Annotated in this window: 14 protein-coding genes; 5 read left to right on the forward strand and 9 right to left on the reverse strand. The window is 51.4% G+C overall.

Translation table 11 applies throughout. The features are described from left to right. Positions 1 to 6 precede the first annotated feature (6 nt). Together P0D43_RS10130 and P0D43_RS10135 are read right to left on the reverse strand one after the other, a co-directional pair. Positions 7 to 1,020 carry an alpha/beta hydrolase gene (locus P0D43_RS10130; protein WP_341237154.1) on the reverse strand — a complete coding sequence of 338 codons (1,014 nt, stop codon included), beginning with the start codon at positions 1,018 to 1,020 and terminating at the stop codon, positions 7 to 9. A gap of 151 nt (positions 1,021 to 1,171) precedes the next feature. Beyond that, positions 1,172 to 2,674, reverse strand: coding sequence for an alkaline phosphatase PhoX (locus P0D43_RS10135; RefSeq protein ID WP_341237153.1), 1,503 nt, complete (start codon positions 2,672 to 2,674; stop codon positions 1,172 to 1,174). A 208-nt stretch (positions 2,675 to 2,882) separates the two neighbouring features. Between P0D43_RS10135 and P0D43_RS10140 the strand changes: the two genes are divergently transcribed. Next, positions 2,883 to 4,880 carry an alkaline phosphatase D family protein gene (locus tag P0D43_RS10140; RefSeq protein WP_394672347.1) on the forward strand — a complete coding sequence of 666 codons (1,998 nt, stop codon included), beginning with the start codon at positions 2,883 to 2,885 and terminating at the stop codon, positions 4,878 to 4,880. On the opposite strand, the gene P0D43_RS10145 is transcribed toward P0D43_RS10140, so the two are convergent. Further along, positions 4,877 to 6,601 (reverse strand): protein kinase, encoded by a 1,725-nt coding sequence (locus P0D43_RS10145; RefSeq protein WP_394672348.1) that lies wholly within the window; start codon positions 6,599 to 6,601, stop codon positions 4,877 to 4,879. The two genes, P0D43_RS10140 and P0D43_RS10145, sit on opposite strands and share 4 nt — an antisense overlap. Positions 6,602 to 6,606: 5 nt before the next feature. Continuing rightward, entirely contained in the window at positions 6,607 to 8,076 is a 1,470-nt protein-coding gene (locus tag P0D43_RS10150) for a NarK family nitrate/nitrite MFS transporter (RefSeq protein ID WP_394672349.1), read from the reverse strand. Between the two features lie 315 nt (positions 8,077 to 8,391). On the opposite strand from P0D43_RS10150, the gene P0D43_RS10155 reads away from it, so the two are divergent. After that, positions 8,392 to 9,054, forward strand: a complete 663-nt coding sequence (locus tag P0D43_RS10155; RefSeq protein WP_341237149.1) for a hypothetical protein — start codon at positions 8,392 to 8,394, stop codon at positions 9,052 to 9,054. Positions 9,055 to 9,065: 11 nt separating this feature from the next. Here the strand turns inward: P0D43_RS10155 and P0D43_RS10160 are convergent, their stop codons facing one another. The 3 genes from P0D43_RS10160 to P0D43_RS10170 form a co-directional block, all read right to left on the reverse strand. After that, a complete protein-coding gene (locus P0D43_RS10160) occupies positions 9,066 to 9,311 on the reverse strand; it encodes a hypothetical protein (RefSeq protein ID WP_159570024.1) in 246 nt (81 codons plus the stop codon). A 20-nt stretch (positions 9,312 to 9,331) separates the two neighbouring features. Next, positions 9,332 to 9,592: a hypothetical protein gene (locus P0D43_RS10165; RefSeq protein WP_394672350.1), complete on the reverse strand. Its 261-nt coding sequence runs from the start codon at positions 9,590 to 9,592 to the stop codon at positions 9,332 to 9,334. Between the two features lie 94 nt (positions 9,593 to 9,686). Further along, the gene (locus tag P0D43_RS10170) at positions 9,687 to 10,694 is read right to left on the reverse strand and encodes a hypothetical protein (RefSeq protein WP_394672351.1); all 1,008 of its coding nucleotides are present in this window, start codon (positions 10,692 to 10,694) and stop codon (positions 9,687 to 9,689) included. 92 nt (positions 10,695 to 10,786) lie between these two features. Between P0D43_RS10170 and P0D43_RS10175 the strand changes: the two genes are divergently transcribed. After that, a complete protein-coding gene (locus P0D43_RS10175) occupies positions 10,787 to 11,836 on the forward strand; it encodes an META domain-containing protein (RefSeq protein WP_394672352.1) in 1,050 nt (349 codons plus the stop codon). A gap of 23 nt (positions 11,837 to 11,859) precedes the next feature. Here P0D43_RS10175 and P0D43_RS10180 read toward each other — a convergent pair whose 3' ends face one another. Then, a complete protein-coding gene (locus tag P0D43_RS10180) occupies positions 11,860 to 13,083 on the reverse strand; it encodes a saccharopine dehydrogenase family protein (protein ID WP_394672353.1) in 1,224 nt (407 codons plus the stop codon). Between the two features lie 192 nt (positions 13,084 to 13,275). Here P0D43_RS10180 and P0D43_RS10185 point away from each other — a divergent pair, with 192 nt between their 5' ends. Together P0D43_RS10185 and P0D43_RS10190 are read left to right on the forward strand one after the other, a co-directional pair. Next, positions 13,276 to 13,989 carry a hypothetical protein gene (locus P0D43_RS10185; protein ID WP_159570033.1) on the forward strand — a complete coding sequence of 238 codons (714 nt, stop codon included), beginning with the start codon at positions 13,276 to 13,278 and terminating at the stop codon, positions 13,987 to 13,989. Between the two features lie 5 nt (positions 13,990 to 13,994). Continuing rightward, positions 13,995 to 16,883 carry an EAL domain-containing protein gene (locus P0D43_RS10190; protein ID WP_394672354.1) on the forward strand — a complete coding sequence of 963 codons (2,889 nt, stop codon included), beginning with the start codon at positions 13,995 to 13,997 and terminating at the stop codon, positions 16,881 to 16,883. Here the strand turns inward: P0D43_RS10190 and P0D43_RS10195 are convergent. Beyond that, a complete protein-coding gene (locus P0D43_RS10195) occupies positions 16,853 to 17,752 on the reverse strand; it encodes a mechanosensitive ion channel domain-containing protein (protein WP_394672355.1) in 900 nt (299 codons plus the stop codon). The two genes, P0D43_RS10190 and P0D43_RS10195, sit on opposite strands and share 31 nt — an antisense overlap.

The following is a 17,752-nucleotide window of genomic DNA, read 5'->3' on the forward strand; positions in this document are numbered from 1 at the left end:
ATCCAATCAAAGGTTCCTGAGTACAAATTCCTTGATGGCTTGTGCACAGGGGTAGGGCGTTTCAATCATGGGCAAGTGACCCACGCCATCGAACAAACACATTTCTGAGCGTTTAATCAGGCGCTCAAACTCGTAGGCACAGCTGATGTGGAGTACATCGTCCTCTTTGCCCCACATGACCAAGGTCGGCGCTGAAATATCCTCAAATGTGGTCTTGGTGTAATCGGGGCGACGGCTGAGCATTTCTTGAAACAGAAAGCCGTTGACGTCCCTTCGATGAATCAATTCAGTGGCAGAAAAAAAGGCAGCCGATGCGGCCAGTGCCCTGTTGTGAAAGACCAGGTCGGTCAGTTTCATGACATCCATCGGCGCACGCGGTACAAGCCGGTTTTTGCCGCGCAACACTTCGCGGATGAAGTCGGTTTCCTCGGTGCCCGGCAAGCCCAAGGCATCCATTAGCACCAGGCTGGTGACCATTTCAGGAAAGCGGGCAGCCAGAAGGCCAGCCAAGGCGCCGCCCATTGAATTGCCCACCACGTTCACTTTGTTTACGCCAATTTCAGTGAGCCAGTCGTGCAAGCGTTCGGTCTGGTCTTCCAAGCCGTAGTTGCGGTCGGGATTGAAACCGCTTTCACCCCAGCCTGGAAGGTCTGGTATCAAAATGCGAAACTGTCCCGCGAAAAATGGCAGCAATGGCAGCCAGTGTTCTTTTGCGGCAGCAAAGCCATGCATCAGCAACAGGGCAGGGCTGCTTTCCTGGCCAATTTCCAGCCAAACCAGTTTGTCTCTACCCACACCAATTCGTTTGCGGTGCACGCCCACCAAACCGCCATACCAAGGGTTTAAACGTGTAAAGCTGAACAGTTTGGGCCGCCAGTCCCTCAGCTTTTCAGGGTCTATTTCCGGCGCGTGGCGCAGAAAAGCTTCACCGACGTGATCAAAGTATTGATCAACCAGTTTTGCGCCTTCGCTAATGGGTGTTAATTCTTTGCCTTTGGACTTGCGGACAGGTTTGGCCAAGTTGAACCTTCTATTTTTAGTATTGATACATGCTTACCAAAGCATACTTCGAAATAATCAGTGTATTTGTTATTGTCTTCATCATTCGGGGCTTGGCTTACACTGTCCTTGCAAGCCAGCCCGATATTTTTGAGTACTTCTTCAGCGTGTGTCAGGTGGCCGACATAGCCAAACCATTTACTGCACGGAATTCCTCCGGGATCAAAAGCTCGTAAGTGGCGCCCGTGCCGGGCAAGTTGGGCAAACCAGGCAGTGCTGGCAGGTTGGGGCCACGCTGGTTGCTGAAGTAAAGCCTTGAACCATCAGGTGAAAAAGCAGGCCCTGCCAATTCACTGCCACCGCCCGTAATTTGCAGCAAAATTTTCGCTGGCTGATTGGGAATCATCACCATCAGGCGCATGGCATCGCCATCTTCTGCCACGATCACATCGCCGGCCGGGCTAATCACTAAATTGTCCACGTCGTCAAAGCCGGCACCGTCGTCCAATTGGCTGTTGTCAAACACCACTTCAATCAAGTCGTTGTCGATATCGAGTGCATACACCCGGTTGTCGCCTTTGCAGGCGAAGAACACCACAGCGCGCATGGGCTTGGCTACACCACTCACGGAAGGCGCTTTCCCCTGCGGGAATTCTTGAATCCAGATGCCTTCTCCACCCCTGAACACGGTGCCCGGCACCGGCAGGCCAGCTGTGCTGGTTCGCGAGCGCACTTGGGCTTGCGGGTTTTCCGGTTCAAGAACATCCACCCACTTCACACGATGAACACGCTGGGCCACGGCAATGTCTTCTTGGTATGCACCAGCTTCGAAACCGACAATCTCCAGAACTTGAAGCTTGCCTTGCTCCATGTTCAAACCCATTTGTCCGTTGACTGTGGGGCGCAAATCACCCTCGGATACAAAGCGGTACAGGCGGCCATCGCCAGCGTCTTCAGTCAAAAACAAGGTTTTGGTGGTCATGTCTACAGCCACTGCTTCATGATTGAACACACCCAGCGCAGGCAATGCACGTGCGGTGGCTGTGCTGCCTAGGGGGTCACATTCCCAGGTCACGCCGGTTTGGGTTTCTTCGCAGCTAAGCCAAGTGCCCCAGGGTGTTGCACCGCCGGCGCAGTTGCGTGCGGTACCGGTGAGAATTCTGTACGAGGATTCAATGTCACCTTGTGCATTGAACCTTAGTGCACCCACACCACCTTGTGGAGCCTCGGTTTCACTGTTGGAGACATACACCCAGCCGCCATCTTCTGTCTGGAACACAGCGCCACCGTCCGGGAACATGTGCCAGTTGTAGCCAGTCAAGCCCAGCAAATCCGGGATGCCGAGCACTGGGTTGCTTAAATGACGCGCCACCGGGCGCACAGTGAAGCCAGCCGGAGCAAGAATATTGTCCACCCCTGTGGCAACAAGTTCACCAATGCCCGCCAGCGGCCCAGCTTGCAAAGGAAGCTCCATCGCCAAAGGCCCAAGACTGGGAGGATTCACCTCGGGCGGATTGACATTCTCATTAGGGCCAGTGGGGGTGACAGTGGATGTGGACTCGTTGGAATCAGAGCCGCAGGCGTTAAGCAACGGCAAAGCCGTGACACCCACACCAAGAAACATGGCTCGCAACAGGGCACGGCGTTTGAATGAGGGAATGATGTGCTGATGCATGGTGAAACCTGTCGAAGTATCGTGAGTGGCAAATTTTTATACTGCGCAACAGAACACATGGTTTGGGTAAATCACTCAGTGTGAAATGCCACGTATTTGACATATTTCATTTCCAATACAAGTCATCTAGAAACGCTGCTCTTTTCTGTTTTCAATCCTTTCTGGCGCTTTTCCAGTACAAGTTTGAATAACAGAGAAAGGTGACGGGATGAAGCGGCGTGATGTATTGAAAGCAATGGCAGCAACTGGCCTTGTAGGTTGTGGCGGGGACAATGTACTCACCAACAGCCCCGGCGGGCCAGTCGATCCCTCTGAACCGGGGCCGGGCGCGGGTTCGCCTATCGCCAGCAATGAATTCGAACAGGCTTTGCCGCAACCAGGTTTCGAGCCTGCGGGTTTTGATTTTCCCATGGTGTTGGCCATGCCTTTTGCGCACGGTGTGGCCAGTGGAGACCCCTTGGCTGACCGGGTTATTTTGTGGACCCGAATCACCTTGCCGGAATACCCGGCACAGGGTGTGCAGGTACGCTGGCTGGTTAGTACCACACCCGACATGAACAATATTGTGCGGCGCGGCACGCAACGCGTGGTGGCGGAAAATGATTACACCCTGAAAGTGGATGCACAGGGTTTGCAGCCTGCCACCACTTACTACTATCAATTTGTAACCGGGCCTCACAGCAGCATTGTGGGCCGCACGCGCACTGCGCCCGCAAGCATGGTGTCGGCAATTCGACTGGCCGTGGTGTCGTGTTCCAGTTACTGGTCAAGCACCTGGAGTGGTTATGGGGCGATTGCGCAACGTGACGATCTGGATTTGGTCATTCACTGTGGCGATTACATTTATGATTTTGTGGACGAAGACGAACAGGTTCGGGCGCGCAGAAACATTGAAGACACAGCCTATGTGGATTATCGCGACTGGTTGAATATTGACGAATGCCGCCGACGTTATGCGCTGTTTCGTTCAGACCCCAATTTGATGGCGGCGCACCAGCAACACCCGTGGTTTATTACCTGGGACAACCACGACATCGATCCGGGTTTCGGCAACGAATTGCCCACCACCTTGCCTGAAGGTGTCGAGTCCACTTGCACTTTGCAAGACACCACGCGCGCTTTTTGGGAATGGACCCCTTCTCGTCCAGTGAAGGCCGATGGCAGCGGTGAGTTTATTTTCTACCCCGATACAGAATACCCATCGCCGGTTGATCCATTGTTGGTGTACCGAAGTTTGAACTACGGCCCGCTGGCCAGTATTCGCGCCTTGGATACCCAAAGCTATTTACCCGCCTATGGACTGGAGGCAGATGCCTCACACCTGCCCGAAGGCACGCCGACCTTGTTTGGCAAACCCCAATTTGACTGGTTGCTTTCACAATTGCGAAAAGATGAAAGCGATGGTGTGCTGTGGAAAGTGTTGAACAATCAAACCTGGATTGCACCGTGGGTGGTGCCCAATGTGGTGGGGTCGCCTGTGATGCCTTTGCCTGTTCGCTGGAACGATTACAACGTCGAGCGAAATTTGCTGATTTCGCAATTGCGTGGTGGTGCAGAAGTGCCCACGGTGAACGGCACAGTGTTTGTTTCCGGTGACATGCATGGCAACTGGATCAGCGATGTGGTGGAAGATGATCAGACTGCCGTGTTGAACGAATACCAGGTTGCACCCCCAGCGCCCACCTTGCGACAGGGCACATCGCCAGAAAATATTGCGGCAGGTTTTCAGCGGGCAGCCACCGCCAATTTGCCCGGTGTGAATTTACGCGCAGCTTCAGCCGCTGTTGAGTTTGCGCCTTCTTCAATGGGGCGAGGCGGTGCCGATGAACTTGTGGCCAACGCATTGCAGGGCAGCCCGTTTGCTGTGCATGTGGCAGCCAGCCGTGCAATTGAAACGGCCACCATGCTGGGCAACAAGCATGTTCAATTCATGGAGTGGGTTGAACACGGTTATGGCATTGTGCAACTGGACCAAGACAAAGCCGTGTTTGAATGCTGGTGGCAAAACAAGCTGCAAGACAACGCGCCCGATGTATTGGGTGTGCAAATGGTGAGTTTTGCGAACGATGAGCCCACACGCTTGCCAACGCCCCGATTTAAAAACCAGGTCGATTCAGTCACCCTGCATGGCATGCCCGTTCAGCCCAGTAGCAGTTCACGCACTGCGCCATTGGCGCCCATGCCCGCACAAGTGCTGGCGCGTTAACTTGAATGCAGCAGCAACTGAAGCAGGTTGATAATTAATAAGACAACCGCGATGACCTGCCACAGCACCACCGGGTTTTTTTCGATCAGTGGTTGCCTGGCCACGCTGGCTTCCAGTTTGGTGTTGGGCACGGTCAGGTCTTGCAAAAATTCGCTAAGCGCATCGTAGCGGTAGCGGGGGTTGGGCTGTAGCGCTTTGCGCAAGCAGGCTTCAACCCACAAAGGCAAGTCTCGGCGCGGGTGGTTGGCTGCAATGTAGCGCATGTCGCTGTAGCTTTTTAGCGTGACCTGTTTCACGGTTTTTTCTGCAAAGGGCAGGCCGCCTGTCAGCATTTCATACACCACCACAGCCAGTGAAAACAAATCGGATTTGAATGTGCCCACTTCACCCATCAGGTATTCGGGGGCCACATAATTCACGCTGCCTTGCGGCACTGATTTGTCCAGCGGTGAAATCAGCTCATCTGCACCGGCAATCAGCACGGTACCGAAATCCAGAATTTTCACGCAGCCTTCGGAATTAATCATGATGTTTTCAGGCTTGATGTCCTGGTGAACCATGTCGGCTCGCTGAAATGCACGAAGCCCCGCCACCACCTGCTTTATGATCCGCCGCACCGCGTCCATGCCGGGCTTGGGGTTGTCGTACATCCATTCCCGCAGGTTAATGCCCTCAATGTATTCGCCCAAATAGTACAAAAACTGTTTGGGGCGTTTGGGCACGTGGGTTCGCATCACATTCACATGCTGGATACTTTGCCCCACCCATTCTTCGCGTACAAAACCGTTGAGGTACATCGCGTCTTCCGAGAAATTCAGCGACGGGGTTTTCAGGGTGAATTGCTCGCCACTTTCCGTGCAGCGCACGCGGTACATGTGGCTGCGTGTGCCACTGAAAATAATTTCCTGCACCTCGTAGCCATCAATTTTATTGCCCACCTGCAGCACAGGCGGTATGGGCAATTGAGTCAGCTTGCGGTGCACTTCGTCCAAGGTTTCCTGTGGCAGGGCATCGACTGCCATTAACAACACAGTCAAGTTGTCATCGCTGCCCGCTTTCAAGGCAGCTTGCGCCATGTGCCTGGCCAGCAACTCCAGATCAGTGGTTCCGTGCCGGGCAATCAGGGCCAGTAGTTCGGGGCGCTTAAGCACACCATGAACACCGTCGGTACTCAGCAACACCAGGTCACCCACCTGCAGATCATGGGTGCTGTAGTCCAGCTCCAGGTGCCGGTCTGCACCCAATGCGCGCGACAGGTATTCCTGTCCGCGTTCAGTGCGCACATGGTCTTGTGTCAACCGTTCGATCGCATCCCCACGCACGTGATACACACGGGAATCGCCCACGTGAAAACAGTGCAGGGTGTTCGATTTCAATACCACGGCAGAAAATGTGGTCAAAAGGCTGTCGTTGTGGCTGGCCCGATTGGTGTTTTGTTGATATATCCAGGCGTTCAGGCTGGAAATAATTTGCCGGGCCGACTTGTGAACACTCCAGGTGTAGGGCGTTGAAAAGTAATCATCGATGAAGCTGGTCACTGAAGTTTGACTGGCCACATGGGAGTCTGCACAACTGCTGACCCCATCGGCAATGGCTGCTGCCGCACCTTTCAGCAAATTCGATTCAGCATGCCCGCACAAGGCTGCAAACGCATCCTGATTCACAGGCTTTGCGCCTGCAATGGAGTAACCACCGAATCGAATCTGCAGTGAGGTGCTCACCTTTTTTAACCTACCTTGATCAATTCAACCGTACCGTCTTCCTTCACCTCGGCCATGTGACCTTGGGGTTCTTCCATAAATAACAGTGTAATGAAACCAAGCACAGCGGTCAGTGCAATCACGAAAAAGAAGGCCTGGTAACTGACAAACGACAGCACAGTGAGGTAAACCACCGCACCCACATTGCCATAGGCGCCTGTCATGCCGGCAATTTGACCGGTCAAGCGGCGCTTGATCAAAGGCACTGCTGCAAATACAGCACCTTCACCGGCCTGCACAAAGAAGGAACAGGCCATGGTGGTGATCACCGCAAGCCACAATGGCCAGCTGGCGTTGGTCAAGCCCATGAGGGCGTAGCCACCAGCCAACCCGGCGGTCAGAATAAGCAGTGTGCGTTTGCGGCCAAACTTGTCGCTGATCCAGCCGCCACCCGGGCGTGACATCAGGTTCATGAAGGCATACATGGAAGCCACCAGGCCCGCATACACTGGGCTTAACGAAAATGTTTCCAGATAGAACAACGGCAACATGGAGACCACAGCCAGTTCCGAACCGAATGTTGCGAAGTAAAGCACATTCAACACGGCCACTTGCTTGAATTTGTAACGGTGCAGTTCAGGTACAGGTGCCTTGAATACCTCGCTGTTTACCTTGTAGGCGCTGTAGCAGTCGTACACCAAAATCAGGATCAACGCGCCATAGATACCTGTTGCAGCAGCAGCCGAGAGCATGTTGACGCCTTCGGGCGACAGCTTCCATGTGAGCAAAGCCAGCGCACCGTACATGGGTAATTTCATCAGCAGCATAAAATAGAAATCGCTCACGCTGGTCACTTCCATGCCACCGCTTTTTTTGGGCTTGAAGTAAGTGGAACCCTTGGGGGTATCGGATACATTGAAGTACCACAACACGCTAAACGCCAGGCACAGTGCGCCTGTGATTGCGATTGCATAGCGCCAGCCATCGGGGCCACCAAACATCAGGGCTATTGTGGGCAAAAGCATGGCCGCGCCAGCGGAACCAAAGTTGCCCCAGCCACCGTAAATGCCCTCGGCAGTGCCCAATTGGTGGGCCGGAAACCATTCACTGACCATGCGAATGCCGATCACAAACCCGGCGCCAATGAAACCGAGTAAAAACCGTGAAATGGCGGCTTGCGCAAAATCAGTTGAAAAAGCAAACATGAAGCACGGAAATGCAGACACAAACAGCAAGACCGCATACACAATTCGGGGGCCAAATTTGTCGGTCAGCATGCCGATCAGTATTCGGGCTGGAATGGTCAGCGCCACGTTCAGAATCAGCAGGGTTTTAACCTGTTCCTTGCTCAGGCTCAGCGACTCGGCAATGGCACCGAGCATGGGGGCATGGTTGAACCAGACGAAAAATGTAATAAAAAATACCATCCAGCTCATGTGCAGAATTTTCATTTTTCCTGCAAAAGAAAACAGATTGAGTTTTGCGTGATCGTTCATGGCGCGTGCTCACTTTGAATTAAAAATAAAAAGCGCCCACCCTTGATACGAATCTGTCGATTCAATCAATAGGTGAGCGCCGTTGCCCGTTTTTGCTGCATTGAATTGTTGTTTCGCACTTAAAAAGTGCGGGCAATCCTCTCGAACAGTGCAAATTCCACCTTTGGAATGCATTTTGTCCGTATACATGTTGCAATGCAGAAAACGTGCCAACTCAGCAACACTGAACCAAGGCGATCTGTTGTTGTCTATGAAATATCGATAAAATAAAGTGGGTTTTACCAGCAGCAACGTCAGCAGTGAAAGGTGATTCAAATGCGAATGTTTAGCGTGTCAACAAGTGTTGTGGTCGGGTCTGCATTGCTTTTGAGTGCGTGCGTGTCCATGTACAGCGTCCGACCCGTGGTGGCCGAGAATCAGGTACCTGTTCAAAATCAGGGTTTCGAGTCGCTAAGCTCAAAGAAAAAGCACATGGTGCAAGTGGGTTCCGTTTACAACTCAATGCGGCAGTTTGACAATCCGCGCTTCAATGTCACTTTTGTCAATAACGGAAAATTTCCGGTCGAGTTTTCAACTGAAAACGTCACTGTGACCTTCAACGGTGAGCCAGCCGCTGTGGTCAGTTACGAGGCGCAAATCCAGGATGTACAGAATCGCTTGTCCTTCTATGGCATGCGAGCCCCCATTTTTTATTCGCCTTTTTATCACTCACCATTTCATCGTGGTTTTCATGGTGGCAGTGTGTTTTTGCACACCGACTTCAATGACCGTGTAGACGTTCAGCAGGCGTTTGCCGATTTTGAGCGGATTCAAAAGTACAGCTTGAAACCCAGGGTGGTTCGCCCTGGTGAACAAACACAAGGCGAGATAATTGTGTCCAGAAAATTGTCGGCCAGCAGTGCGCAAGACATTACGGTGACTGTGCGTGTTGATGACGACACGCACAAATTTGATTTTGGTTACCTTCAAACAAACTGAGTTGAACCAGCTCACTGGAGTTCAGCGATTTTCCTGAACTCCTGAAGTTTGGTACGCAAAAACAGAATCATTGCCTCTCGGTCGTGTAGTTCAGCGCTCAGGTATTCCACCACAGTAGAAAGTTGTTCCACCTCGGCAGATCGTTTTTGTATCAACTCACTGGCACGCTCTTGCAGCTTGGCCAACTGCCTGCACAGGGCGTCATTTTCAATTAACAAAGTATCCATCGATTTGTTCATGCAGGCAGCGGCTTTCATGGTGCGATTCCTTTGTTGAATCAGTGCAGGGCGCCACCCGCAACAGGCCGGTTGTGGCTTTGCAGGGTGGGGTGCTCCAAAGCTTTTTTAATTCGTTGAATTTCGGCTTGCGCAAAGCCCATCATGCCAAGTAAATCCCGAAAGGCTTTGGCTTCAAAGCGCATGGTCATGTAGTGAAGGCACAGTGAGACCACCTCTGTTTCTTGACAGTAATAGACTGAGCCATTTTCACTATCGGCTAACCACTGGCCAAGTTGGGCGGTACAGTTTTCCTGCTGCATGAAGAACTCCCGTTTTATTCAAATGAGAATTCATCGTAAATGATAACTATTATCAATACAAGTGGTTTTTTGGAATTTTTAGTGTAGATGGTGTCTAGTTGATGCTCACCTTGCGAACAACTGTCAATTTGTTGCCGACGGGACTGTTTTGTTCACCCAGAATCCCTTTCTCGGTCACCAACAAATCGGTGTTTGAAAACAGGGGCGGTCGCCCCTGCATGACTTGAGACGTACCTGTTGAGAAGGTCAGTGGATTAAAACCATCCACTTGCTCGCCCAGGAAGTTAAGTTTGATGACCTGACCGGTGAAAAAGTAACTTACCGCGAAGCCATCGGAAAGAATTGAGAAATCATCGGCCAAACTTTCCAGTGTTGCCAACACCAAGGGCATACCAGCCGAACCGTCTTTTTGAATTGGCACCACATTCAAACGGCCCAAGTTGGGTATTTCAGAATCAGTGAAGTAAAGCAGGTTGCCACGGCGTTGAACACCATTTGGAAAACGACCAGCCAGGTCTAGCCAGGTGGTTTGGTTGTCAACCTTCAGTGGATTGTTGGCAGCCATTTTAAGCTTCACGATCTTCGGTGAAGGTAATCCCCCAGTGGCGATCGGACCATCTACTGCGTACAGTGTTTGGCCATCACCGCTGCTGGTAAGCCCGTTGGCCAAAGCCATGCTGTCGTAATTGAACACAGGTGCAATCAACGTCGGTGATTGATTCAGCGCCCCGGCCCAAAGGGTGCCGTCACCGCAGTTGGCATACAGGGTGTTTCTGGCAATTGCCAATCCAGTGAAATTGCAAGTCCCGTTCGATACCGTTTTGGCCACAAATTCATTGTTGGTTTTTACGACCTCGATCACGGACTGCCCACCGGATACAAACAGTCGCCCATCATTTGAGAAAATCATGTTCTCGGCATCGGGAACGGTCAGTAATTCTTGCAAGCTTGCACACGCGTTGTTAAAGCAAGGTGAGTTCTGTTCAAGTGACGATGCGGTGGTGCGTGTTGTCGGCCCAGCCACAGGCTCTTCACCCGTGCAGGCAACCAACGTAGGCAGCAACAGGAAAAGCGGACAGGCAAGCAAGGGGCGAATGCGCATACAAGAAACTCCAGATGAGATGAAACTTGTACTTTGTCGGCAAAAGTTTGGATGTAATAATGAAGAAAAGACAACTTGGCTGGAGAAGCGTGATGTTTAAAAAACTCGATGCAGGATTGCTATTGGCGTTGGTATTTTTCTGCTCAGGCGCGGTGAAAGCCACTGAAGCCTTGCCTGTGCCGCTTGCCCAGTTGCCGGCCACGTTTAAAGGCAATTTGCCATGTGCCAACTGTGAAGGCATTCAAACAAATATTACCTTGCAAGCCGATGGCAGCTTTTTCTCTCGCCAAATCTATACGGGGCAACCGTCTCCCAACCAAGCAAATGATTTGGGACGTTGGGTGATGTCGCATCATGGCAATGTGTTGGTCATGCAGGGACAAAACTCACAAATTCGATATTTTCGGGTGAAATCCGCTGAGGCAATTGAAATGCTGGATCTGGAAGCGCGAACCATTTTTTCAGATCTCAACTACCAGTTAATGCGCACTGCATCCGTCGACTCGATGGATTTGAAACTGTTTCCGCTTAACGGACTTTATCAATATCTCGCCGATGCAGCCCTGTTTACCGAATGTGCAAGTGGACTGACTTTTCCGGTGGTGCCCACTGGCGACAATATAAAGCTCGAGCAGGCTTATCTGCAGCGCCGCGATCAACCTGCTCAAGCGCTTTTGGCCACACTGTATGCACACATCAAGCCCGCACCTTCCATGGAAGGCAATCGCTTGGTGCCCAGCGTGCATCCCTTGCGTTTTGAGTCCATCGCACAAGTAGATTGTTCCCCACGCTTGTATTCAGCCAATTTGAAAGATCAATTCTGGACACTGGTCCAACTCAGCGGAAAGCCCGTGGTGTTGCCCGAGAATGGGCGTCCACCGGGCTTGATGTTTCATGCAGAGAACAACCGTTTGAGTGGTTCGGGCGGCTGCAACCAGCTTGTGGGCACTTATTCGGTGGAAGGGAATTCGATTCAGACCAACATGATTGCCGCCACCCGCATGGCTTGTTTGCAAGCAGGCAACGTCGATGATGAATTAATCATGACGCTGACCCAGGTTAAAAGCTGGAACATTCTGGGCCAGCGTATGGAGTTGTACGACCAGCTTGGACGTTTGCTGGTCCGGTTCGAAGCGCGTTGAACGGCAGTCGCTTTGTGGCCTGATCAGTTTGGCAGCAACTCAAAGGTAAGGCCTGCGTGTTGTTGCAACCTGCCGATCAGTTGTTCGCCCATGAGCGAAGCGGGGGTCCAGAATCCGCCTGGCTGTTCCTGAATGTCCAAAGCCAGGCAGACCGCCGCCTCACCCAGCATTTTCCCGGTTGAACCATAACCAGGGTCCATGTCTCCGGTCACTTTTGCGGTCAGCTTGTTGCCTTTGCTGCCAGTGCCGTAAAAGCGAAGATCATACGAGCCACGTTTCTGAGAACTTTCGCTTGGCCCTTCGCCTGGTTTGGGTACCACAAACTTTTCAAGCGCCCAGCGTGTTGGTGGCAGTGCAGCACCGATCAAAAAGCCAGCCATACCACCGGCCAGCCCCATTGCCGTTAGTCGGCCTTTGAATCCGTTGCCAGTCATCATGGCTTCATCGTATTTGAATTCTTTGCCATACCCATAGTTTTGCAGGGCATTGCTTCGATGGACCACGCGCGTGTTGATGCCCGCCATCACAAAAGGAGCCAGCCAGCTTTTAGCAACAGGGTCAAACTCTGCAAAGCTCACATTGGGTTGGCGTGCAGCCAGGCGGGCAGGGGAGATCAAATAAGGATTGGCCAGTTTTTTCGCGAGAGAGCGGTCGGCTGCAACTTCGCGGGTCACGTTGATCATGCTGGCCACGGTGCCACCCGAAAACTCACCTTTCAGTTTTCTAACCCGCATGCGGATTTGTTGGCAAGGCTCGCCAAATTGCACGCTGGCTGCTTTCTGCAAAAACAACACCCCAAGATCCGAGGGGATTGAATCGAATCCACAGCAATGCACAATGCGTGCGCCGCTTTTTTTGGCTGTTTCTTCATGGGCCTCGATCATTCGCGCAATCCATTGCACCTCACCGGTCAGGTCGCAATAATCGGTTCCCGTTTCGGCACAAATTTTCACCAGGCTTGAGCCATAAAGGGCGTAAGGCCCAACAGTTGAAACAACCACTTTGGTTTTGGCACACAGGGTTTGCAGGTCATCTTCTTTGCTGGCATTGGCCAACACAACAGGAAGTTCACGGGCCTGTTCGCCCAAGCGATTTTTAAGCACAGCCAGCTTATCGGAGTCACGACCAGCAATGGCCCATTTGATTTCGCCATTCAGGCCATGTCGCTTCCACAAATACTGCACCAGAATCTGGCCCACAAAGCTGGTTGCTCCAAAGACAATCAAATCGAATTCTTTGTTTTTCATTGCACTGTATCTCCTGAAGTTATTGTGTTTTGCGAGATTCTCTCACACTCAATAAACCTTGTACTGATATTCCGAATACTGATTATTTATAGGCCCTAAGGGTGATAAGCAGTGACCGGAGCTTTAACCCGATCGGGGGGACGCAAATTGGATGTGGAATATTTAAGGTGAGTCCATACTTTGGAGAACTCCATGCCCAGTCTTTCAGCAGTCAATTTTCTCTCAGATTCAAGCTCGCAATTGTTGCCTTTCTGGATTGCGATTGCACAAACCGATCATGAACTGGAACTGGCTGCGAAAGCCCGTCATCTGGCCTACGGCAAACACCTTCCCTTGTTGGGCGCAAAACTGGCATTGCCTGATACAGATGATCGCCACCCTGACTCGGCTGTCTTGCTTGCTTTCTCAAAGCTCGACGGCAGTTGCATTGGTACTGTCCGGGTTCAAATTGCCAAGCAACAACAACTTCGTCTTGAAGAATCTTTTGTATTGCCCAAAGCCTTGAAAAGCGGGCGAATCGCTGAAATATCCAGGCTGGCCATACCGGCGCGTTCCAACGGGCTTGCGTTAAGGCTGATGCTGATCAAAGCGGCTTACTGGTATAGCCGTGCAAACTCGGTCGATCGCTGTTTCCTGTGCGTGCGCTTTCCGGTCGATCGGCAGTACCGCCGGTTTGAACTGGAGGATGTTCTACAGCCCGGTGAGTTTGTCGAGATGAATCATATCGGCATGATTCCTCATCGAATACTCTGGTTTGATGTATTCACAATTGAAGCCCGTTGGTTGCTGAGTACAAACCCACTGCACTCCGTTTATTTCTCAAGTTCTCATCCTGATTTGTTGCAAAACATCCAGATGCGTACTTTGCAACTGGAAACGCAAAGCAAACTGCGTTCAATTGGATGATGTTTATGCACGCTGCAGTCGCAGATTCATTTCAGAAAACACCTTGGACTCCTTTTTTGTCATTGGTCTTGCTGGGTTTTTTCTTGCTGGTGTCCTTTGTCAACTTGTCGGTACTTGATCAAAACAGACCGCATGAGTTGCCACTGGGTTTTGCAAGCCTTAATCAAAACGAGGTGCAGGGCAGCTTGTTCAATGTTGTGGAGCAACTTAAAAATGAGCCTCGGCGCAATGTGCTGCGTACCCATTTGCAAGAAACGCCCTATTGGATTTATACCGATCTGTCGCAGACTATGCCGCTGCAATATGAACAAATGGTTTTCCGGTCAAGACACCTGGTTCAATCAAGTTGCTGGCTTGGTGACTCCGACGGATCCTTGCGAGAAATCCCGCTTGAAACCAATCAAGGGCGTGTGTTGTCTGCGAGCTTTTCAGGACCGGCGAACCCACAGGGAATACTTTGTCAATTCCAGTTTGTCGGGCCAGCCAGTCTTGAAATTGGTTTGCAGAGCCGTGCAGACTTCAACAAGGCAATTTTGATTGCCGAGCGACGTCAAAGTTTTCTCGAGGGCGTTCTTTATCTCATGATTGGCATGGTGGCTGTGGCTGCATTCATGACCCGAAGCACCTTGTTTGTGTGCTACGGGTTCTGGCTGTTTGCAAGTCTTCGATTGGTGGCTTTGTCTGAGGGCTGGGACCATTCGATATTTGGATTTGAGTTGCTCGCCGAACCACTGATGCGTGCTCGCATGCTGGCCTTGACCATGTATTTCACCTCAACGGTACTGATTGTTTGGCATTTATTTGAGAATATTCGGCGCGAATCGTGGCTGGGCGTATTGAGAACGCTGCAATTCGCCAGCGCTGTGTTGATCTTGCTTGCTCTTTTTTCACCTTACCGCACTTTTCTTGAGCTGTTTTGGCCAATGAGCCTTGTGGCGGCGTCGGCAGTGGCTTGGGTAGTTACCCAGAATTTTCTGGAAAAGCGAGACAGGGTTGCCATTTATTATCTGGCGGCCATGATGATTTCGCTCACTGGCGCAGTCGCCGAGGTGTTGTCTGCCTGGTTTGACCAGCGGTTTTTGTTGCAGTATTTCAATAGTGCATCTGTCACCGTATTGGCCAGCGTCATGACTGCTGTTGCCTTGGCCGAGTTTCTGCGCAAGGCACAATGGCAACAACAATTGGCCGCCCAGGAAATCAAGCAGGCCCATGAACGTCTCGAGAATGTATTTGATATCGCGCCCTCCGCCATGTTCACCTGTACGCGTCATGGTCAACTGCTTAACTTCAACAAGCAGTTCACTGATCTTTTCCTGAATCGTGAAGGCAAGCCAACACTGGATTTTCTTCAGCCGCCGCGCCTTGCCTCTTTGTTTAATTTGCTTGAGTCGCCGGGCAAGTCATCGCGCCGCGAATTGCCTGTGGTCGTCGGGGAAGGGCAAACACGTTGGTATGAACTGGTGGTGAGCCGCGATCATCGCGAGCTTGTTGGCGTTGTTGCCTACTTCAGGGCAAGAAAAGACCGGGAGTTGGCCCTGCAGTACCAGGCCACGCACGATGAGTTAACGGGCGCAATGAACAGAAGGGGTTTGCAAAATGTAATTCACAACAAACTGAACAAGCGTGCTGCCAGTTTCACTTTCTTCTGCGTTGACATTCAGCAGTTTTCACGTTTGATCAGTGCTTATGGCCTTGCAGTTTCTGATCAGTTGTTACAAGCCTTTCACACCGAACTGTATCGCCACATGAATGCACACGGTGAAATCGCTCGACTGCACATCGACCAGTTCGCGGTGATGATTCATCACAATGATTCTGTTCAGGCCGAGGAGGCATTCAATGCCTTCTTGAAAAAACTCGAATCCGTGCCTTTTCAATTTGATGGTCGAAGCATACAAGTCGCCGTGCTGGCGACGCTGGTTTATCAGGGCCTGGTCGACAATGTACTCGATGTCATGGAGGCCGTTGAAATGTCCATGCGTGAATCCAAGTCCAAGGCCAAACGCCACAGCCAGGCTGAGCGGGTGGTTTTTGAACAGAATCAAACCCGCAGCTTGCTTGATCAATCCAGAACGATACGACGACTGGATGATCAGAAATTACCGGCAGGGCTCACTCTGGCCTGGCAGCCCATACTGGCATTGAATCAACATGATGGCCCGCTATATGCCGAGGCATTGTTAAGAATCAAAGGGGAAAACGGCAAACTGAATTCAGCCGGGTTTTTGATAGAAGCGTGTGAACGAGGCGGGCACACTGCATTTCTGGACAATTGGGTGTTAAGTCACACACTCGACTTTCTCGCGGAGCATGCCAGGCAACTGGACCGGCTCAGTGTACTGAGTATCAATGTGTCACCTGGATCGCTGAACGACGAAATTTTTCTTCAAGATACTTTGGCTTTAATTCGAGTGCACAAGCAGCATGCTTCAAAGTTGTGTCTTGAAATTACCGAAGTGGGATCGGTGATCAATTTGCAGGCAGTGCAAAGTTTTATTGAACAGGTAAGAAGTTTGGGTGTGCGCATTGCGCTTGACGATTTTGGTGCGGGATATAGCAACTTCAGGTATGCCATGGACTTGCATGCCGATGTGATCAAGATTGATGGGTCCATTGTGAAGAACATTTGCCACAGCACAGAGAGCCATGCCGTGGTCACTGCAATTGTGGGATTGGCTCACGACTTGGGTTGTAAATGTGTGGCTGAGTGGGTAGAGGACTTACACACGCTTCGCGAGGTCAAAGAACTTGGCGTCGATTATGTGCAAGGCTACCTTGTGTCGCCGGCCGTTGAATGCGAGCGTTTCTTGAATTTGAACAGCACGCTGGAACTGATGCCCGATCAGGACCGGGCACGAATGATTCAGGATGCTTTGGAGTCTGTCTCTTGCTGAGTGCTGCCCAATTCGCTGTATTCAACCCAAAAACGTTTCACGATTGATTTTTCAAGTTGCCCTCGCTTGTTTAACGGGCAGGCAAACCGCAAAGTCATGCGTAAACATTTTTCGTCCACACTGGCCCAAAATACCTCGGGCCGTGCTTTGGGCAAATCGACAAAATTATCGCGCTCAACTGCCGAAAAATGCCGTTCAGCTTCTTCAATCCAGTGTTTGCCAGCTTCATTGGCCAATTTGAGTGTCAATTGCTCAGCAGCCTGAATTTTTACCGACTTGTCGAAATGGAAATCAATCAGGTGAATGCCATAAGATCCATACACCGACAGATTTTTCATGGCCTGTGTAAACACCAGGCTGTTGGGCAAACTCAGCAGGCGGCCAGTTTGTTTTTTTGAGGGGCCAATCTCGGCAAGCTCGAAAGTTACAAAACCCGTATTCACCAACTGCCCGGTAAATTCCCCCACTTCGATGGTGCTGCCAATGCGCAGGCTTTTGTTCAACGAAATAATCAGTGCGCCCCACAGGCACAAAATGAATTCTTTGCTGACAATCAACAGCGCACCACCAATGGCTGCGAGGGAAATCAGAAAACCCGTAATTTGTCCTGACCACAATGCCAACACCAGAAGCAAGGCAGTTACCCAGACAATGTTTTTGCGACGAACCCACGTGGCGCGAACATTGCCGGTTTGAGGTGGCGAGGCATGGGTTTCACGCAACAGTCGCCAGTGCATCAAGCGATTGATGGTGGTGGCCAGCATGATGAGTGCAGCTGACAATATCAGCTTGCCAAGCCGACCTTCCAGAAAAGTGAAAACCTGTTCAACGCTGGGTTCCAGCTCTTTAAAAAATTGGAGGATTTCCAT

This window comes from Limnobacter sp., from assembly GCF_043511195.1.
In the GTDB taxonomy this organism is placed as follows: Bacteria; Pseudomonadota; Gammaproteobacteria; order Burkholderiales; family Burkholderiaceae_B; genus Limnobacter.

Coding starts and splice junctions, on each gene's coding strand:
- P0D43_RS10180 (WP_394672353.1), bottom strand. CDS start 13,083: ATGAAAAACAAAGAATTCGATTTGATTGTCTTTGGAGCAACCAGCTTT.
- P0D43_RS10190 (WP_394672354.1), top strand. CDS start 13,995: ATGCACGCTGCAGTCGCAGATTCATTTCAGAAAACACCTTGGACTCCT.
- P0D43_RS10170 (WP_394672351.1), bottom strand. CDS start 10,694: ATGCGCATTCGCCCCTTGCTTGCCTGTCCGCTTTTCCTGTTGCTGCCT.
- P0D43_RS10165 (WP_394672350.1), bottom strand. CDS start 9,592: ATGCAGCAGGAAAACTGTACCGCCCAACTTGGCCAGTGGTTAGCCGAT.
- P0D43_RS10185 (WP_159570033.1), top strand. CDS start 13,276: ATGCCCAGTCTTTCAGCAGTCAATTTTCTCTCAGATTCAAGCTCGCAA.
- P0D43_RS10175 (WP_394672352.1), top strand. CDS start 10,787: ATGTTTAAAAAACTCGATGCAGGATTGCTATTGGCGTTGGTATTTTTC.
- P0D43_RS10150 (WP_394672349.1), bottom strand. CDS start 8,076: ATGAACGATCACGCAAAACTCAATCTGTTTTCTTTTGCAGGAAAAATG.
- P0D43_RS10155 (WP_341237149.1), top strand. CDS start 8,392: ATGCGAATGTTTAGCGTGTCAACAAGTGTTGTGGTCGGGTCTGCATTG.
- P0D43_RS10195 (WP_394672355.1), bottom strand. CDS start 17,752: ATGGAAATCCTCCAATTTTTTAAAGAGCTGGAACCCAGCGTTGAACAG.
- P0D43_RS10160 (WP_159570024.1), bottom strand. CDS start 9,311: ATGAAAGCCGCTGCCTGCATGAACAAATCGATGGATACTTTGTTAATT.
- P0D43_RS10140 (WP_394672347.1), top strand. CDS start 2,883: ATGAAGCGGCGTGATGTATTGAAAGCAATGGCAGCAACTGGCCTTGTA.
- P0D43_RS10135 (WP_341237153.1), bottom strand. CDS start 2,674: ATGCATCAGCACATCATTCCCTCATTCAAACGCCGTGCCCTGTTGCGA.